The organism is Cytobacillus sp. T106 (genome assembly GCF_040492155.1).
Classification (GTDB): Bacteria; Bacillota; Bacilli; order Bacillales; family Cytobacillaceae; genus Bacillus_AB; species Bacillus_AB infantis.
Genome location: NZ_JBEUMK010000003.1, coordinates 51,444 through 66,533, shown reverse-complemented (window position 1 = coordinate 66,533; position 15,090 = coordinate 51,444). Strand labels below are relative to the sequence as shown.

Sequence of the window (15,090 nt, the reverse complement as noted above, 5' to 3'; positions counted from 1 at the left end):
ACCCTTTTTCTTATGTCACAAACACGGCAAGTCAGTATGTCATATACATCAAACCTGGGAGCGAAATTATGGAAGACCGACCCAAAACAGCAAGCCTTAAAATAAGCGGAGATTTTCCGGTTAGGCTGCTGAATATGGCACGGGAGGGTATAAATAAGCGGAAAATTTTCGGTGAAGCGGACGAAGTTGCCCTTTTTCCTGTTTTTGGAGTCGATAGCCGGAATTTCTCCGTCTATTTTGGCTATATTTATAGTTTTATTGAAATTAGAGGGAATTTCTCCGCTTATTTTTCAGCCTGCCACTGATTCCCTCATTCAGGTGCGGAAAGGACTGGTACTACATACTGACTATAGGAGACGTTAATTTTTGACAGCATAATCCTTTAAATCCCTTCAAATCAAGGAATATCCTTATTGACGGACTATTTTCTATTTTGATTTATTTTATCCAGGCAGGCTCTTGTGTGTATAATAGTAGATTGGAAATGTACATGTATTCATGAATGAAAAATCGATGATTGATTGTGAATGAATAAGAGAGAAAGGAGTACATATACATGAGCGGAAATGCAGTACTTGAAAAACAGAAAAATAATATCCTGGACGGATTGAAAGATTTGAAGAAAAGCCAGGAAGTGAAGCAGTTCAAAAAGCACTGGAGTGAATTGAGTGTTCCTTTTACACTGAATGAAGGGCTGAGTCGTTTCACGAAAGGTGAACTTGATACAATAAGAAAAAATCTGGCCATTAAAAATGCGAGCAGCCTGAAAAAGGCGGAGCTGATCATCCTGCTACAGGAGAAAATTGCTGAAAATCTTGAAAGCATTCCTCTTAACTGGGACAGTGAAAGATTCCAGCTGCTGCTGGATATTGCCGAAAGCGGCGGACTGATGCCTGCACCACATATAGAGGCGCAGCAGATCGAATACTTCCGCGGAACCGGGATTATTTACAGCGGTATTATTGAAGGGGAGCCAGTTCTCGCTGTACCAAACGAACTGATTGATAAAGTAAAAGAACTAAAGAACAGTATACATATCAGATCTGCCGTCAATAAAAACACAGAATGGATCAGGCTTACAGGCGGGCTTCTGTATTATTATGGAACCCTGTCAATTGTTCAGCTGGCTGAATTTCTGGAAAAATATCTAAAACATCCAGTACACCTAAGGGAATATCTTAATGTAATCCGTGATGCCAACTCATTCCGTACGGAGCTGCAGATTAATGGGGATGGCTATTCTAATCGCAGGGTATTTGATGCTAAACGAGTGATCCAGGAGCATCAGGCAAGGAAGAGCCTATCATACTATCCTTTTACCAAACAGCAGCTGCTGGCGGCTGGTGAGCCTGGTTTTGTGGAAAGAAATAAAAGCTATATGCAGCTCGTCCAATTCCTGTCGCAGCATTTTGAAATTTCTAAAGAAGATGCAGACCAGGTCGCCGAAGAGTGTATTTTTGCAACAAGGGTAGGCGATACACCTGAAGATCTGATGAAATACTTAACAAGCATGTTTAAGTTCGACAGTGTTGAGAAACTGCAGGCACTGATGGACATAGTGGTGGAACTGATGAACAGCACAAGGGAATGGTTCCTCAAAGGCTATACCTCCCTGGAGCTTAGCAGCATGGAGAAAAAGCAGTTAAAGCCGCTGCCGGCTGCCGATAAAGACACTAATGCCGACGCAAAAGTGCGCAGAAATGACCCCTGTCCTTGCGGAAGCGGGAAAAAGTACAAAAAATGCTGCGGCAGATCAATATAACTCTATCAACATAAATGAAGAGGCTGCCCTGGACTGATTTTTTCACAGCAGGGGCTGCCTCTTTTTTTCATAACGAAAAATCAGCAGAGCTTCCCTGAAAGGTCCTGATGCCAGTCGGGCTGGCGGATATCAATCTGTTTTAGCTCTTGTAAATTCAGGTCCAGCTCGTTTAAATGGATAGCATATAGATTACTGTTGAAATCTGTGTAAAAATAATAGCTTCTGTTCGTATGGTCTCGTATCACACTCCATTGGGTCCAGCTGTAGATGCCGGGATATTCTCTCAGGTAAACAGCCCCTGCTGGTACTGATAAAGTCTGTAAGATTTGCCTGGCTTCTCCAATACTCTGCTGGGTATTCCTTGGATAAAACCTCGTTTTGCTGAAGAATTCTGCCCGGACAAAACGGGATTGCGGGGTAGGGTCACCCGGGATTCCAAGCTGGCCGCTCCCGCCCAGTTCGACGCCGCAGAGAGAATTCTGCTTATCCGTCAGACTCAGTTGCTCATACAAACTTAAATTGGCAAGATGCCACTCATACGGAGGGTCATTCGTCAAAACGCCCAGACTTGTTGTATAGGTTTTCATCTTTCCATCAATAAATTCGACAACTAAATGGCTGCCTGAAGCGTCACTGATGATATAGTGAAGGTTTCTTGATACATCAGGGACTGCTCTTGTGATGCTTAGCTGTGAGAGTCCGTTTTCAGCTTCCTCTACTGTTCTGAAGCTGCTTAGTACATAGGAAACCAGATTGTTATTATAAAGCAGCGGTTTGCCAGGGTCCGGATCTGGATATTCACTGCAAAATAGCGATAAACCTGAAGCTGAAAGGCCAGCCTCATTTATTCCATCATAAAATATGCGTATCCGGCCATCGGCAGGCTGATAGCTCACCCCGACAAAAGCAAGCTCGTTTTCCCATTTTATTTCTTCAGGCCTTTCTATTGCAGGAAAAGATTGGCCTCTGGGGACAAAGGTTACCTTTGTGGGATACCGTTCAGCCCAATCCCAGGTCCTGCCTGAAATCAGAGAGCAATTTTTTCCTGACCGTGGAAATGATATATTCGTGCACATGCTATCTCTCCTAAATCAATGTCTTATGAATATGTTATTCGCTCTTTTAAAAACTGCTTGTACCAATTCAGCAGGCGAAAGGCGGAAATGTTCACATTTCATTGGCCAATTTAATTCTTTCACTGCAAAAACTTCATTCATCCCTCACATTTGCCCTTTATAGTATTTTTCGAGCAGCAGATTAAGAGATTTTCAAGATGAAAGGAATACAGCTTCTATGGAGAAAAAAATGAAACCGGAGGGCTCCCTCTATAAAACGGTTTGGCGATGGCATTTTTATGCCGGCATTATTTTTGCACCGTTCCTGATCATTCTGGCAGTGACAGGATCGGTCTACCTGTTCAAGCCGCAGATTGAACAGGTGATCTACAAGGAATATTATGAAGTCCAGCCGCAGGGGGATCGCATTCTTCCTTCAGAACAGCTTGAAGAAGTTAAGAGGCTGTATCCTGATGCTTTTATATCGAAATACCGGCCAGGGGAGGGAGACGCCCGTTCTACTGAAGTAAGCATCATGAATGGGGAAGAGTCACTTACCGTATTTATTGATCCTTATACAGGAAAGTCATTGGGAACATTGAACAATGAGGACCGGATCATGGATAAAATTGAGGAAATCCATGGAGAATTGATGACAGGAACCCTTGGCGACCGGGTTGTCGAATTGGCTGCCTGCTGGGCGGTTGTCCTGATTGTTACGGGCCTATATTTATGGTTTCCGAGGAAAACAAAAGGGCTGGCAGGCGTGCTGCTTCTCCGTTTGAATAAGGGAAAAAGAGTTTTCAGAAGAGATCTGCACGCTGTGCCTGCATTTTGGGTGACAGCAGGAATGCTTTTCTTAATCATGACCGGCCTGCCCTGGTCAGGCTTCTGGGGAGTGAACTTCCAGAACTGGGCCACGAACACAGGGGAAGGATACCCGCCTTCCGTCTGGACCGGGAGTGCTCCTGAATCGGAAATATTGACAAAAGACATTGCAGAAGTACCTTGGGCCGCCGAGAACCTCGAGGTGCCAAAATCGGAAGTGGAAGGCTTAATCCCGCTTTCTATTAATGATGCAGTCACGATTGCCCAGTATGAAGGCATGGATCCGGGCTATACAATCATTTTCCCTTCAACGAAGGAAGGCGTTTTTACACTTTCTGCTTTTCCGGCAAAGGCCCAGGATGAAGCCACCATCCATCTGGATCAGTATTCGGGTGCGGTGCTTGCCGATTACCGTTATGACAATTATGGCTTTATCGGGAAGCTGGTTGCCTGGGGAATCACCCTTCATAAAGGAACCCAGTTTGGACTGATCAATCAATTGATAAGCCTGTTCATTTGTCTGGGCATCATTCTTGTCGCCGCAAGCGGGCTGTATCTCTGGCTGAAGCGGAAGCCGAAAAAAGGGATGGGCGCCCCTGCAGGTCCTTCAGCATTAAAAATGAAGATGTTCCTGCTTATATTGATTGCACTGGGGATCATTTTTCCGCTTGTCGGCCTGTCGCTCATTGCGGTCTGGCTTGTGGACTGGCTCATCATCAGGCGGATTCCAGCTGTCAAAAAATTTATGAATGCATAAGGGAGTCTTATTGTGAAAAGAGTTTTATATTTAATCGTAATGGGAGTGCTGCTTGGCGGCTGCTCCCTTGATGATAATGCAGAGGAATTATATAAAATAGAGCAGCCGCTTCAGGCAGAAATCATGCTCCCTGACTCATTTGCTGCAGGTGAAGATGTGCCAATCCGGGCAGTGCTTACACAGAACGGAGAAAAAGTGGCAGGTGCAGATTATGTCCATTTTGAAATCTGGAAGCGGGACGGCAGCGTTCATTATCCAATGGAAGAAGCCGCTGATGAAGGTGAAGGTGTTTATCAGCTTACCAAAAAGTTTGATCAGGATGGCGTCTATATAATTAAAGTGCATGCCAGCAGCGCCGGCTCGCTCATCATGCCGCAAAAGCAATTTGTTGTCGGGGAGCTTACCGAAGCCGGGCTGGAGGAGCTGATGAGAGAAGGGGAGGCGCCTTCCGGCAGTCATGAGGGACATCATTAAGGTGTAAAATAGCAGGATCCATTGACAAATCCAATGGGTCTTTTTCCTATTCTGCCACATTTTTGAAGGTTATTAGATGGTATGATATTTGAAGATAAATAGCGTGAAAGGTGGGTTAAGGGTGAGTGAAGTATGGGAAAAACTGCTGACATTTGTTCCGCCGGGCATAATCAATAGGTTGGCGGAAAATGAGGAACAGATTTATGATCTTCTGGATTCAGCTACTTCAGAAATAATTGGGAGCTATTCACTGGGTGAAAACGGCAAGCTTATCCATTTTGAAATAGAGGGGGAACCTCGTGCAGGGAATCTTTCCAAAGAAGAGATTGCAGATATTGCAGAAGGGTTCATTGGAGCCATTTATCAGGATCAGAAGGAGTTTGAGCTTTCTGCAGTCCTCGATCTGGGAAATCCTTATTGGGCTGTTTATGAAAAAAGAGATGAAAAGTACGGGTTATTTTTACATAGTACAGGATTTACTGTTTCCGTTTCGACTGCCGGCCAGGTGATGCGTTTTCACTGCAGCGGGGAGGAGTATGAAGTCAAGTACTCAGAAGAAGCAGTTTCCGAGAAAGAGGCATTGGAGAAATATCTCCAGGGAGTAACTTTTGAGCTTTGTATTGCGCATTTTGACAAAGAGATTTTCAAGAATGGGGATCATCTATACCATCTTGCCTATGAGATTATTGAGCCGTTCACGGAGCTCCCGATTGATGGATCTGATTATAATCCCATCTGGGCGGAGCCTGCTGCTGATATGGCGATCTCTAGTGTTGAGCACAGTAATGAAACCATTTATGGTTTGTTCGGGATTAACCAGGATTACAAGCTCATGGAAACAAGGGAGAATGAAGGCAAGAAGGTCGAGGTTTGGACTAAGGAAGATGCCGGGTCGTATTCTTTTGAAATGGAAGAGGCAGATCACCATGTTCTGAAGCTATCCTTTGAACAAATGTCTGGTATGCTTCTGAGTGCTGTAAGCGGGGAGCTGCATGCCGGCGGCGGGGAAGAGATCGGGCAGGAAGCTGCCAGGAAAAAGGCAGTTGAGCTTATGTTCAAGCTGTATCCTGATGCCCATGAAAGATTCCGGCTGGAGGTTAACATAGACGAGGAAGAGGATCAGCCGGAGAACCTTGAAGAAGAGAGAGAAGAAACAGACCTGGATGGCCGGGATAAGGATTTTATTGAACAGGAGCCTGCCTACACCTTTTATTTTCACCTGTATTACAAGGGAATTAGGGCGGGGCAGCATGCGACGGTAATTGAAGTCGGGAAGTTTTCCGGGAAAGTCACTCATTTTCATCTTGATAGTCTGCCTGATGAGCTATATAGGCATTTGCCGGCCGAACCTGCCATCAGCCTTCAGGAAGCAAAAGATATATACCGAGAATTTGTCAAGATGGAAAAGATGTTCACGAGGGATTATGATGAAACCGGGAAATCTGTCTATTCCCTCTCTTACACGCCTTCATTCCCAGAAACAGTGGGCCATATCCGTTCAATAGATGCTGTTACAGGGAAAGCAATGTATGTGGATGTCGGTGATGCATTGTTTCTGGATTAAGGGAAGGTTTTCATTTCTCCGCCATCAAAAAACAAACCTGTTAAAGCCATATCAGGTCTCTTGGAGAAAAAGTCAGGCGTCATCATCAATGTAGCCTCAGCAGGCGGCCTGTGGGAAATTGCAGCCTATACTGCATGCAGTCATTGGCATCACAAAAAATACAGGCATTATGTATGCGAATGAAGGCATCCGCTGCAATGCGGTTGCACCGGGCAGCGTTGAAACCAATATCAGCAGCTCCATGACCAATGTCAGTCCGTTCGGAATGAGCCGGATTTATCCCGGATTGGCTGTCAATCCGCGTGTAGGCAAGCCTGATGAAATGGCTCAAATTGCTCTGTTCCTGACATGGGAAGATTCCAGCTTTGTGAATAGGACTGTCAATACTGGTGATGCCGGGTGGACGGCATTTTAAGGAAGAGGTCTTTGGAGGAAGAATTTCTTCCTTCCGGAGGCCAATTTTTATTTCAGTGAAAAAGTCCTCCTTCTTATTCTCAAGTAATTTATCTTTGACCAAAAAAGCCTCAAAAAAAGGAGTTTTCCCAACTTTTTAATGACACCTTTCATAAAATTAGTAAAATCCTAATATTTTTTGTTTCTCTTTTTTTAGAAACCGATTCTTTCCACTATAAAACTGCAGGTATTCTTTCCATTGTCCTATCATTGATTTCCCAATTCAATAATGAGAGGAAACTGGAAGAAATAGAAGAATATCTCCTTTGTATTAAAATTCAAGGAGGTATATCTATGAAAAAACAGTTGAAGGTCTTATCATTATCATTGCTCAGCACCCTTGTAATCAGCTCTAGTGCTTATGCCGGTTCCGGGGAGCACCATCATGAGCATCCGACAGACGCCTTACAATACATGGGCGATTCCTTGCCGAAAGCAGCGGATTTCAAGGATCTTGAAGATGAAGCCGTTGTTGAAAGAGATACTTCAGTCAGCATCCTCAATGAAAAGGGGACTGTGACTGGTATTATGAAGTCTAACAAAAATACACAGAACGGAAAGGCCTCGCCTCAGGATACGGGAGCCAGGAAAGTGACGGTCCTTGCGGTGGCAGATGAAGAATACCGGAGCGCCTATAGCGATTGGCAGACCCGGATCCAAAATATTATAGAAACCGCGGATAATGCTTTTAATAGGGACCACGGCGTTGATTTTGTTGTCCAGGCGGTCGCAAGCTGGAGCTCGCAGGGATCAAACAGCTCGCAGATCCTCAGCGACCTTCAAAGGGACTGGGATGGAAGAGGCTATGATTTCGTTGCCGGTTTTACTAGAGATGCTGCATTTGATGCGGGTGGAATTGCCTATGTGTACCAGGCTGCTCCATCTGGCAGCGCGATCAGTGTGAACCTGGACCAAGGGACAGCCAATACTGCCAAAGCGGCACAGCATGAATTCTCCCATAATTTTGGCCTCGGGCATGATGCACAGGGAAGCGGGATACGCTGCATCATGAACTACGACTATTCTTATTCCGTCGACTACTGGCACTCCCAGCATAATTCACAGATTGCAGCGAATAAATATTGGTACGGGAATTAGCAGACTTGCTCCTCCAATTATGGGGGAGCTTTTTGTCAGTTCGGAGACTAAAAATTGGCAGGCTGCATAAAAGGCAGCAGATATTGAATTGTTTCATTAGCAGGCTTGTCTATTGAATACTGGTTATAAGTTTTTGAAATGGCCTTTGGTTATTGCTATCATTATTTTAAGATAGTTTTATAGATGTGTTTTATACTGATTGTATTTTTTCTTTCCAAATATATCCTTGTTTTTATTTGGCTGTTCAACCTAAAAAACCTTGTTCCAATGACGATATTAAGGTTAAGAAATTATCCTTAATATAATGTATTTGGAGGAAACTAGTGAAAATTAAAACGCGGTTAATCACAACTATTTCAATCCTGGTAGGATCAATTATCCTGCTTGGCAGTTTTTCAATCTATGTAATTAACGCACAGGTAAAAAGAACTGACCTGCTTCAGGATAAAATGGATTTTCAAAAAGATATCATAAAAATCCAATACCGCCTCGCCGGGATTTCAAACGATGAAAGAGCTTTGATTATGACGGGCGATAAGCAGTATGCAGTGAGTATGAATGAGAAGGCTGAGGATGTCCAGTCCCTGATCAGGCAGGCAGAGGGCAAAGCGCTTGAAAAAAAGAATCTTGAGCAGGTCGAGAAAATGGAGTCCAGCTTCAACCTGTTTTGGGATATCAATCAAAAAGTCATTGGGCTTTATGAGACTGATCCGGAGGCAGCCAGGGACCTTCATTTCGGAGAAGAACGCATGCTCAGAAAGGATGTGCTCGACCCGGCTGTGAATGAACTTGTTTCTGTGCTGAATAAAGAACTTGAACAGATTAATAAAATTAAAGAAGAAAATTCTGAGGGAAGTAAGGATATCCTTATCTTCCTGGCAGTTGCAGCATCGGTGGCAGGCGGCATTTTAAGCTTCATGCTGCTCCGGTCCATACTCATTCCATTAGGGGCACTCAACAGGCAATTAAATAATATTGCATCAGGAGATGCCGACTTAACACAAACGGTGGATGTAAAGGGCAAGAATGAATTCGGCCAGCTTGCCCACTCTTTTAATGCTTTTGTAGGTTCGCTTAGAGGGATGATTTCCCACATAGGCTCGTCCTCTGAACAAGTGGCTGCTGCATCTGAAGAGCTCTCTGCAAGTGCGGAGCAGTCAAAAGCGGCGTCAGGGCATATAGCAGAAACAATGCAGACTATATCCACTCATAACCATAGACAAACGGAAATGACTGCCAGCAGCCTGAAATCTGTAGCAGATTCCCTTGGCGGCCTGAAAACTGTAGCTGCCAATACAGATAAAGCAGCAGAGGTTTCATCAGAAGTAAGGGAGCAGGCGGAGGATGGGGCTTCTTCCGTCAAAGAAATGCTATCGCAAATGAACTCCATCAGCCAGTCAGTCGATCGGGCTGGGGAAGGGGTAACTTCACTGGTTTCTAGCGCCGGGGAGATACAAAAGATTTCCTCGCTGATTGCTGATATCTCGGGGCAGACAAACCTTTTAGCCCTTAATGCAGCGATTGAAGCGGCAAGGGCTGGCGAGCAAGGAAAAGGTTTTGCGGTCGTTGCCGAAGAAGTCAGAAAGCTGGCAGATGAGACCAATGCTTCGGCCGAGCAGATCCATAAGCTGGTGGCAACGATCCAAGCCGAGTCAAGCGGGACGGTTCGGGATATCCGTCTGGTAAAAGAAAATGTCTCTGCAGGCATCAGCCTCTCGGAAGAAACAGTCTCTAATTTTAATAGGATTCTTGCGCAGATTGAGCAGGTAACCTCTCAAATTCAAGAGGCAGCTGCAGCCACCAGGTATTTGACGGACGAGTTTGAAGGAGTCCACGATACCATTGTAGGAATAGCGGCAGGCTCCCAAGAGACGCTAGAAAGCTCTGAAAACGCAGCAGCTGCAAGCCAGCAGCAGCTTGCTTCTTCAGAAGACGTATCAAATGCAACACAATCCCTTGCCCGATTGGCAGAGGAATTGCAGGAAATGATTTCACGATTTAAATCATAATAAAAGGGGGGAGCAGACTTTATCGTTTGCTCTCCTCTTTTTTCACTTTTCCGGGAAGCTACTGATTGCTTTTTTCAGCCTCGCAATCCCTTCTTCTATCCTATCAGGCGTCAAGCTCCCATACCCCAGCACAATCTTATTCTTATGGTTTCCTTTGAGGATGCTGTACTGCTCTACCGGATACACACGAACAGAATGACTGAAGATCCATTCCAGCAGTTCCCCTTCAAAAACAGTGGAAGGGAATTCAGCAACCAGATGCATTCCAGCAGCATGCCCCCAGATACGGCAGTCAGGAAAGTGTTCTTTCAAGCTGTCCACCAAAGCCTGCCGCCGCTGCCTGTAGATTCTTTTCATCTTTCTTATATGCTTGTCAAAGTGGCCGTCTTTTAAAAAACGCGCAAGGATCAGTTGCTCTATACCTGAGTGATGGCGGTCGGAATACCATTTAAGCCTCTTGAAATCCGCCAGTAAATCAGCGGGCAGGACAGCGTAGCCAATCCTGAGGCCAGGCGAAAGAATTTTGCTGAAAGTCCCTACATAAATGACCCTCTCAGGATCCAACCCCTGAATGCTATGGACCTGAGAACCTTCATAAGTGAACTCGCTGTCATAATCGTCTTCTACTATATAAGTGTTGTGTCTGCGCGCATACTCGATGAGCTGGATCCTTCTTTGAATGGTCAACGTACTGCCCAGCGGAAATTGATGTGAAGGAAGGGTGAAAATAAAGCCTGGTGGCGTATCCATAGGAAGATGTTCAGGCTTAAGTCCTTTTTCATCCGCAGGAATAGGCACCAAGTCTGCTCCATGATAGCTGAAAATATTCCTCATTTCATCGGTAACAGGATCTTCAACAGCTATCGATTGCTTATTTTTGACCAGCAGTTCGGTTATAAGCGAGAGCGCCTGCGTGGCACCGCTTGTAATGACAATATTGTCTGCCGTGCAATTCACGCCGCGTGTATGATACAGGTATCTGGACAATTCTTCCCTAAGCTCCTGCAGGCCTGAAGAATCAAGATAGCCAAATTCCTGTTCATCAGCATCAATGCATACATCCTTTGCCAGCTTGCCCCACACTTTTCTGGGGAAATGATCCATGGCCGGTGTAGAAGCTTTCAAGTCTATCATATTCTCTAAGTCATCGTTCACTTTCTCCTTTTCTTTCCGCCGATGGGCCATTTCTGGCCGGAGAAAGGCTGCGCCAGCAGCTATATATGTCCCTGACTTTGGCCGAACCTCCAAATATCCTTCTGATGCCAGCTGGTCATAGACTTCCAGTGTAATATTTCGGGAGACCTGCAAAGAGGCTGAAAGCTCGCGTGTTGACGGAACCTTTTCGCCTTCCTGCAATTCCCCATTTAAAATATATGATCTCAGCTTCTCATAAATTTGCTGAGTCAACGACTTTGGGCCTTCCCGAACAATTTGAAACCACATAATCTTCTCTCCAATCTGTCAACTGGTACTATAAAAGTCATCTAATTGTGGCTCTATTTTCATCCAGTATATCATGATATCTTTACAGTACCATAAGGAGGATGATCGAAATGAAAACAATTGGATTAATCGGGGGAATGAGCTGGGAATCGACAAGCGTGTATTATTCATATATCAACCGCCTTGTCCAGGAAAAACTGGGCGGGATCCATTCAGCCCGCTGCCTGCTTTACTCTTTTGATTTTGAAGAAATTGCTGCCCTGCAAAGAAGCGGGAACTGGGAAAAGGCAACTGAAAAAATGATTGAAGCAGCAAGGTTCCTTGAAACGGGAGGAGCAGACTGCATCGTTATTTGCACCAATACTATGCATCTGATGGCAGAAGATCTTCAAAAAGCCTGCAGGATTCCCGTCATACATATTGTAGAATGCGTGGTTGAGGAGATTAAAAAGCAAGGCATAGAGGCAGTTGGCCTGCTCGGCACCAAATTCACAATGGAGCAGACTTTTTATAAAAAAATCCTTGAGGAACATGGCATTGAGGTTCTCGTTCCAGAGGAAGGTGACCGGGAACGGGTTCATGAGGTGATTTTTGAGGAATTATGCAGGGGTGAATTTAAGGGGGAGTCAAAAACTGCTTATCTCGATATCATTCACCGCCTGGAAAAGAAAGGCGCCCAGGGAATCATCCTCGGATGTACGGAAATTCCCCTGTTGATCAGTCAGGAAGACTGCCGGCTGCCTTTATTCGACACAACTTTTATACATGCATCAAAGGCAGTGAAATTCGCACTGGGAAGTCAATATAATCCTTCGAATTCCTGATAATAGAACTGCTGATAAAGGCATTTTTGCTGAAAAATATCATAATATGTCATATCACAATTGGTAAAACAATACAATACTTGAATTATTAGAATTTTAGAGTAAATTAAGAGAGAATCTAATAGCCATTTAAAAGTGCCCATTTTGACAAATGGGATAATAGGGAATCCGGTTAGAATCCGGAGCAGCCCCCGCTACTGTATATGCTGATGAAATTGCCATCATCCACTGGGAAACCGGGAAGGAGGCAAGAGTAAAGTGACGTATAAGCCAGAAGACCTGCTTTTAAATTTCGTTTCTTATTCTTCGGAGGGAAGGCTGGGAATGATTTTTCTTTCTTTTTTGCATGCCAAAAAATGAACAGGAAATCATCTCGCGCCTTAATTCCGGAATATTGGGATTAAGGTTTTTTTATATGCTGAAATGAATACAAAAACATAGGTGCATGACAGCTGTGACAGGCTGTCGTGCTTAAAAGGGAAGCCGGTGCAATTCCGGCACGGTCCCGCCACTGTGAAAGGGGAATCCAGCTGCAGCAGCCACTGATGAATGTCGGGAAGGCGCAGCCGGGTGACGATCCTGAGTCAGGAGACCTGCCTTGTTTTTTCTTTCTTTAGCTCCTACGGGTCATAGGTGCTGGAAGACATGATGCATAGGCAATCCTTTTTTGCCTATGCCTGCTTCTGGCACTCTGCCCAATGGGGTTGGAGTGCCTTTTATTTTTTCAAAAAGAAGGAGAGATCATGATGACAACCTGGAATCTGACACGGACGAAAAGCCATGTATTGATCTGCAATGGCTCAAGCTGCATGAGAAAAGGCGGCGAAGAGGTGACAGAGGCCATCCGTGATGAAATCAGCCGGCTGGATCTGGATGCTGAGGTGCATACCACCAGGACAAGATGCAACGGGCGCTGCAAGGATGCATGTGTGGTAGTCGTGTACCCTGAAGGAACTTGGTATAAGGCGGCAACTGAGGAGATTGGCCGGAAAATCATCCGGAATGAGCAAGCCCCTGTCTATGAGCTGAGGGAGTCTATTCTTTATGAATATGAGGAAAGCACTTTCGTTAAGGTGAGCGAAGACTCAATTAAAGGGATTGAGAAGCCTGCAAAAGAGCTGAAGGAAGTCTGACCGCTATGGGACAGCCATTTTGCCAAAAGGAGAGGATAGCTGTGAAAGGTAAGCTGCTGATTGTCGGCTTCGGCCCTGGGAATGCGGAACATATCACAAAAAGGGCGAAGGACGCCATTCAGGAAAGTGACTATATCATTGGCTACAAAACGTATGTAGAGCTGATCCGTGATCTGATCACAGACCAGGAAATCATCAGTACAGGGATGTCGGAAGAGGTATCCAGGGCACAGGCAGCAGTCAGGTATGCTGAAGAAGGGAAGAAGGTTGCCGTCATTTCAAGCGGGGATGCAGGGGTCTATGGAATGGCAGGGCTTGTCTATGAAGTGCTGATTGAGAAAGGCTGGAGGGAATCAGACGGTGTCGCCGTGGAAGTGATCCCCGGGATATCGGCCATCAATTCATGCGCTTCCCTGATCGGAGCTCCGGTCATGCATGATGCCTGCACCATCAGCCTAAGTGACCATCTTACTCCGTGGAGCATCATTGAAAGGCGGATTGAAGCGGCAGGCATGGGAGATTTTGTCGTTGCTTTGTATAATCCGAAAAGCGGCAGGCGGACGAGGCAAATTGAAGAGGCACAGAGGATTTTGGCTAAATACCGTTCGCCTGAAACACCTGTCGCCCTGATAAAAAGCGCTTACCGAGACAGTCAAAACGTTGTTATCACCAATCTCAAGGATATGCTTGAATTTGATATCGGCATGCTGACGACCGTGATGATCGGGAATTCATCAACCTTTATTTACGATGGCAAAATGATCACCCCAAGGGGCTATCAGCGAAAATACACTTTGGATGCTGCAGAGCAAAGGCTCCGTCCGCACGAACGGCTGAGGCCGGAAAATGAGCCATGGGCCCTTCACGAGGGGAAAGCGGAGCAGCCTTCCGTTCAAAAGGCTGGTAAGCATAGTGCTTCACCTGCCGAGCTGGCCATGGAAGCACTGGAAAGAGCGTCTGGAAAGTCATACAGAAAACAGGAAGCCCTCAGTCCGTCGCCGTCTATGCTCCATGTTCCGGAGAAAGCCGCAGATACTTTTGAGCTGGCTGTAAGTCCGGGAATCGCCAACAAAAAGTTTACCCCAAAACAAATGATAACACTGGCTGAAGTGGCAGGCGAAGAGGGGACGATGGAATATACACCTCATCACCAGATATTGCTGCGGATCCCGACAAACAATCCTGAGTCCGTCACTATGAAGCTCGAAAAGGCAGGATTCCTTCTGGCTCCGGTTGGAGATGTCTTTCAATTGAAGGCCTGCGACTTCTGTGAAGGGGAAAAAGGCGCTTCCATACCATATGCCGAGGAGATTCAGGCGAAGCTTGGCGGGATCCAGCTCCCGAAAGAGCTGAAGCTTGGATTCAATGGCTGCGGTATGGCCTGCTATGGAGCAGTGAATGATGATATCGGCCTTGTATTCCGAAAAGGCAAATTCGACTTGTTCCTTGGTGCCAAGACAGTTGGCCGGACCGCTCATCCCGGGCAGGCAGCTGCGGAGGGTATACCGCCCGATCAAATCGTCGGCGTGATTGAAAGCATTGTCCGGGAGTACAGGGAAAACGGTCACCCGAATGAGCGCTTTTACAAGTATTTCAAGAGGGCCAGACAAGTTCAGGGCTTTAAGCATAAAGATATCGCTCCGGTTATCGAATTGGAGCCAGCCCCTTGCGGCGAATAACTATACAGGAG

12 protein-coding genes and 2 riboswitches are annotated in these 15,090 nt (G+C 45.6%); of the genes, 10 read left to right on the top strand and 2 right to left on the bottom strand.

Annotation, left to right across the window (positions count from 1 at the left end; all coding sequences use genetic code 11):
- Nucleotides 1–556 precede the first annotated feature (556 nt).
- On the top strand, nt 557–1,762 hold the full coding sequence (locus ABU165_RS07945) for a YecA family protein (protein ID WP_009791006.1): 1,206 nt from the start codon (nt 557–559) through the stop codon (nt 1,760–1,762).
- An 80-nt stretch (nt 1,763–1,842) separates the two neighbouring features.
- Here ABU165_RS07945 and ABU165_RS07940 read toward each other — a convergent pair whose 3' ends face one another.
- Nucleotides 1,843–2,838, bottom strand: a complete 996-nt coding sequence (locus ABU165_RS07940) for a linear amide C-N hydrolase (protein WP_318060044.1) — start codon at nt 2,836–2,838, stop codon at nt 1,843–1,845.
- Between the two features lie 217 nt (nt 2,839–3,055).
- Between ABU165_RS07940 and ABU165_RS07935 the strand changes: the two genes are divergently transcribed.
- From ABU165_RS07935 to ABU165_RS07910, 6 genes are all read left to right on the top strand, one after another.
- Nucleotides 3,056–4,402, top strand: coding sequence for a PepSY-associated TM helix domain-containing protein (locus ABU165_RS07935; RefSeq protein ID WP_318060043.1), 1,347 nt, complete (start codon nt 3,056–3,058; stop codon nt 4,400–4,402).
- Nucleotides 4,403–4,414: 12 nt separating this feature from the next.
- Nucleotides 4,415–4,876: a FixH family protein gene (locus ABU165_RS07930; RefSeq protein WP_318060042.1), complete on the top strand. Its 462-nt coding sequence runs from the start codon at nt 4,415–4,417 to the stop codon at nt 4,874–4,876.
- Nucleotides 4,877–4,997: 121 nt separating this feature from the next.
- Complete coding sequence (locus ABU165_RS07925) at nt 4,998–6,440, top strand: YcdB/YcdC domain-containing protein (RefSeq protein WP_148950325.1); 1,443 nt, start codon at nt 4,998–5,000, stop codon at nt 6,438–6,440.
- A gap of 118 nt (nt 6,441–6,558) precedes the next feature.
- Nucleotides 6,559–6,855 (top strand): SDR family oxidoreductase, encoded by a 297-nt coding sequence (locus ABU165_RS07920; protein ID WP_396349970.1) that lies wholly within the window; start codon nt 6,559–6,561, stop codon nt 6,853–6,855.
- 332 nt (nt 6,856–7,187) lie between these two features.
- The gene (locus tag ABU165_RS07915; RefSeq protein ID WP_022543762.1) at nt 7,188–7,991 is read left to right on the top strand and encodes a zinc-dependent metalloprotease; all 804 of its coding nucleotides are present in this window, start codon (nt 7,188–7,190) and stop codon (nt 7,989–7,991) included.
- Nucleotides 7,992–8,314: 323 nt separating this feature from the next.
- Nucleotides 8,315–10,000: a methyl-accepting chemotaxis protein gene (locus ABU165_RS07910; RefSeq protein ID WP_318060041.1), complete on the top strand. Its 1,686-nt coding sequence runs from the start codon at nt 8,315–8,317 to the stop codon at nt 9,998–10,000.
- 42 nt (nt 10,001–10,042) lie between these two features.
- Here ABU165_RS07910 and pdxR read toward each other — a convergent pair whose 3' ends face one another.
- Nucleotides 10,043–11,446 (bottom strand): MocR-like pyridoxine biosynthesis transcription factor PdxR, encoded by a 1,404-nt coding sequence (pdxR, locus tag ABU165_RS07905; protein ID WP_396349973.1) that lies wholly within the window; start codon nt 11,444–11,446, stop codon nt 10,043–10,045.
- Between the two features lie 107 nt (nt 11,447–11,553).
- Here pdxR and ABU165_RS07900 point away from each other — a divergent pair, with 107 nt between their 5' ends.
- The 3 genes from ABU165_RS07900 to cobJ all read left to right on the top strand — a co-directional run bounded on the left by ABU165_RS07900 (nt 11,554) and on the right by cobJ (nt 15,079).
- Nucleotides 11,554–12,267, top strand: coding sequence for an aspartate/glutamate racemase family protein (locus ABU165_RS07900; RefSeq protein WP_318060039.1), 714 nt, complete (start codon nt 11,554–11,556; stop codon nt 12,265–12,267).
- Between the two features lie 116 nt (nt 12,268–12,383).
- Nucleotides 12,384–12,568: riboswitch (cobalamin riboswitch) on the top strand.
- Nucleotides 12,569–12,689: 121 nt separating this feature from the next.
- Nucleotides 12,690–12,882: riboswitch (cobalamin riboswitch) on the top strand.
- Nucleotides 12,883–13,013: 131 nt separating this feature from the next.
- The gene (locus tag ABU165_RS07895) at nt 13,014–13,400 is read left to right on the top strand and encodes a (2Fe-2S) ferredoxin domain-containing protein (RefSeq protein ID WP_318060176.1); all 387 of its coding nucleotides are present in this window, start codon (nt 13,014–13,016) and stop codon (nt 13,398–13,400) included.
- Between the two features lie 41 nt (nt 13,401–13,441).
- A complete protein-coding gene (gene cobJ / locus ABU165_RS07890; RefSeq protein ID WP_318060038.1) occupies nt 13,442–15,079 on the top strand; it encodes a precorrin-3B C(17)-methyltransferase in 1,638 nt (545 codons plus the stop codon).
- Nucleotides 15,080–15,090 lie beyond the last annotated feature (11 nt).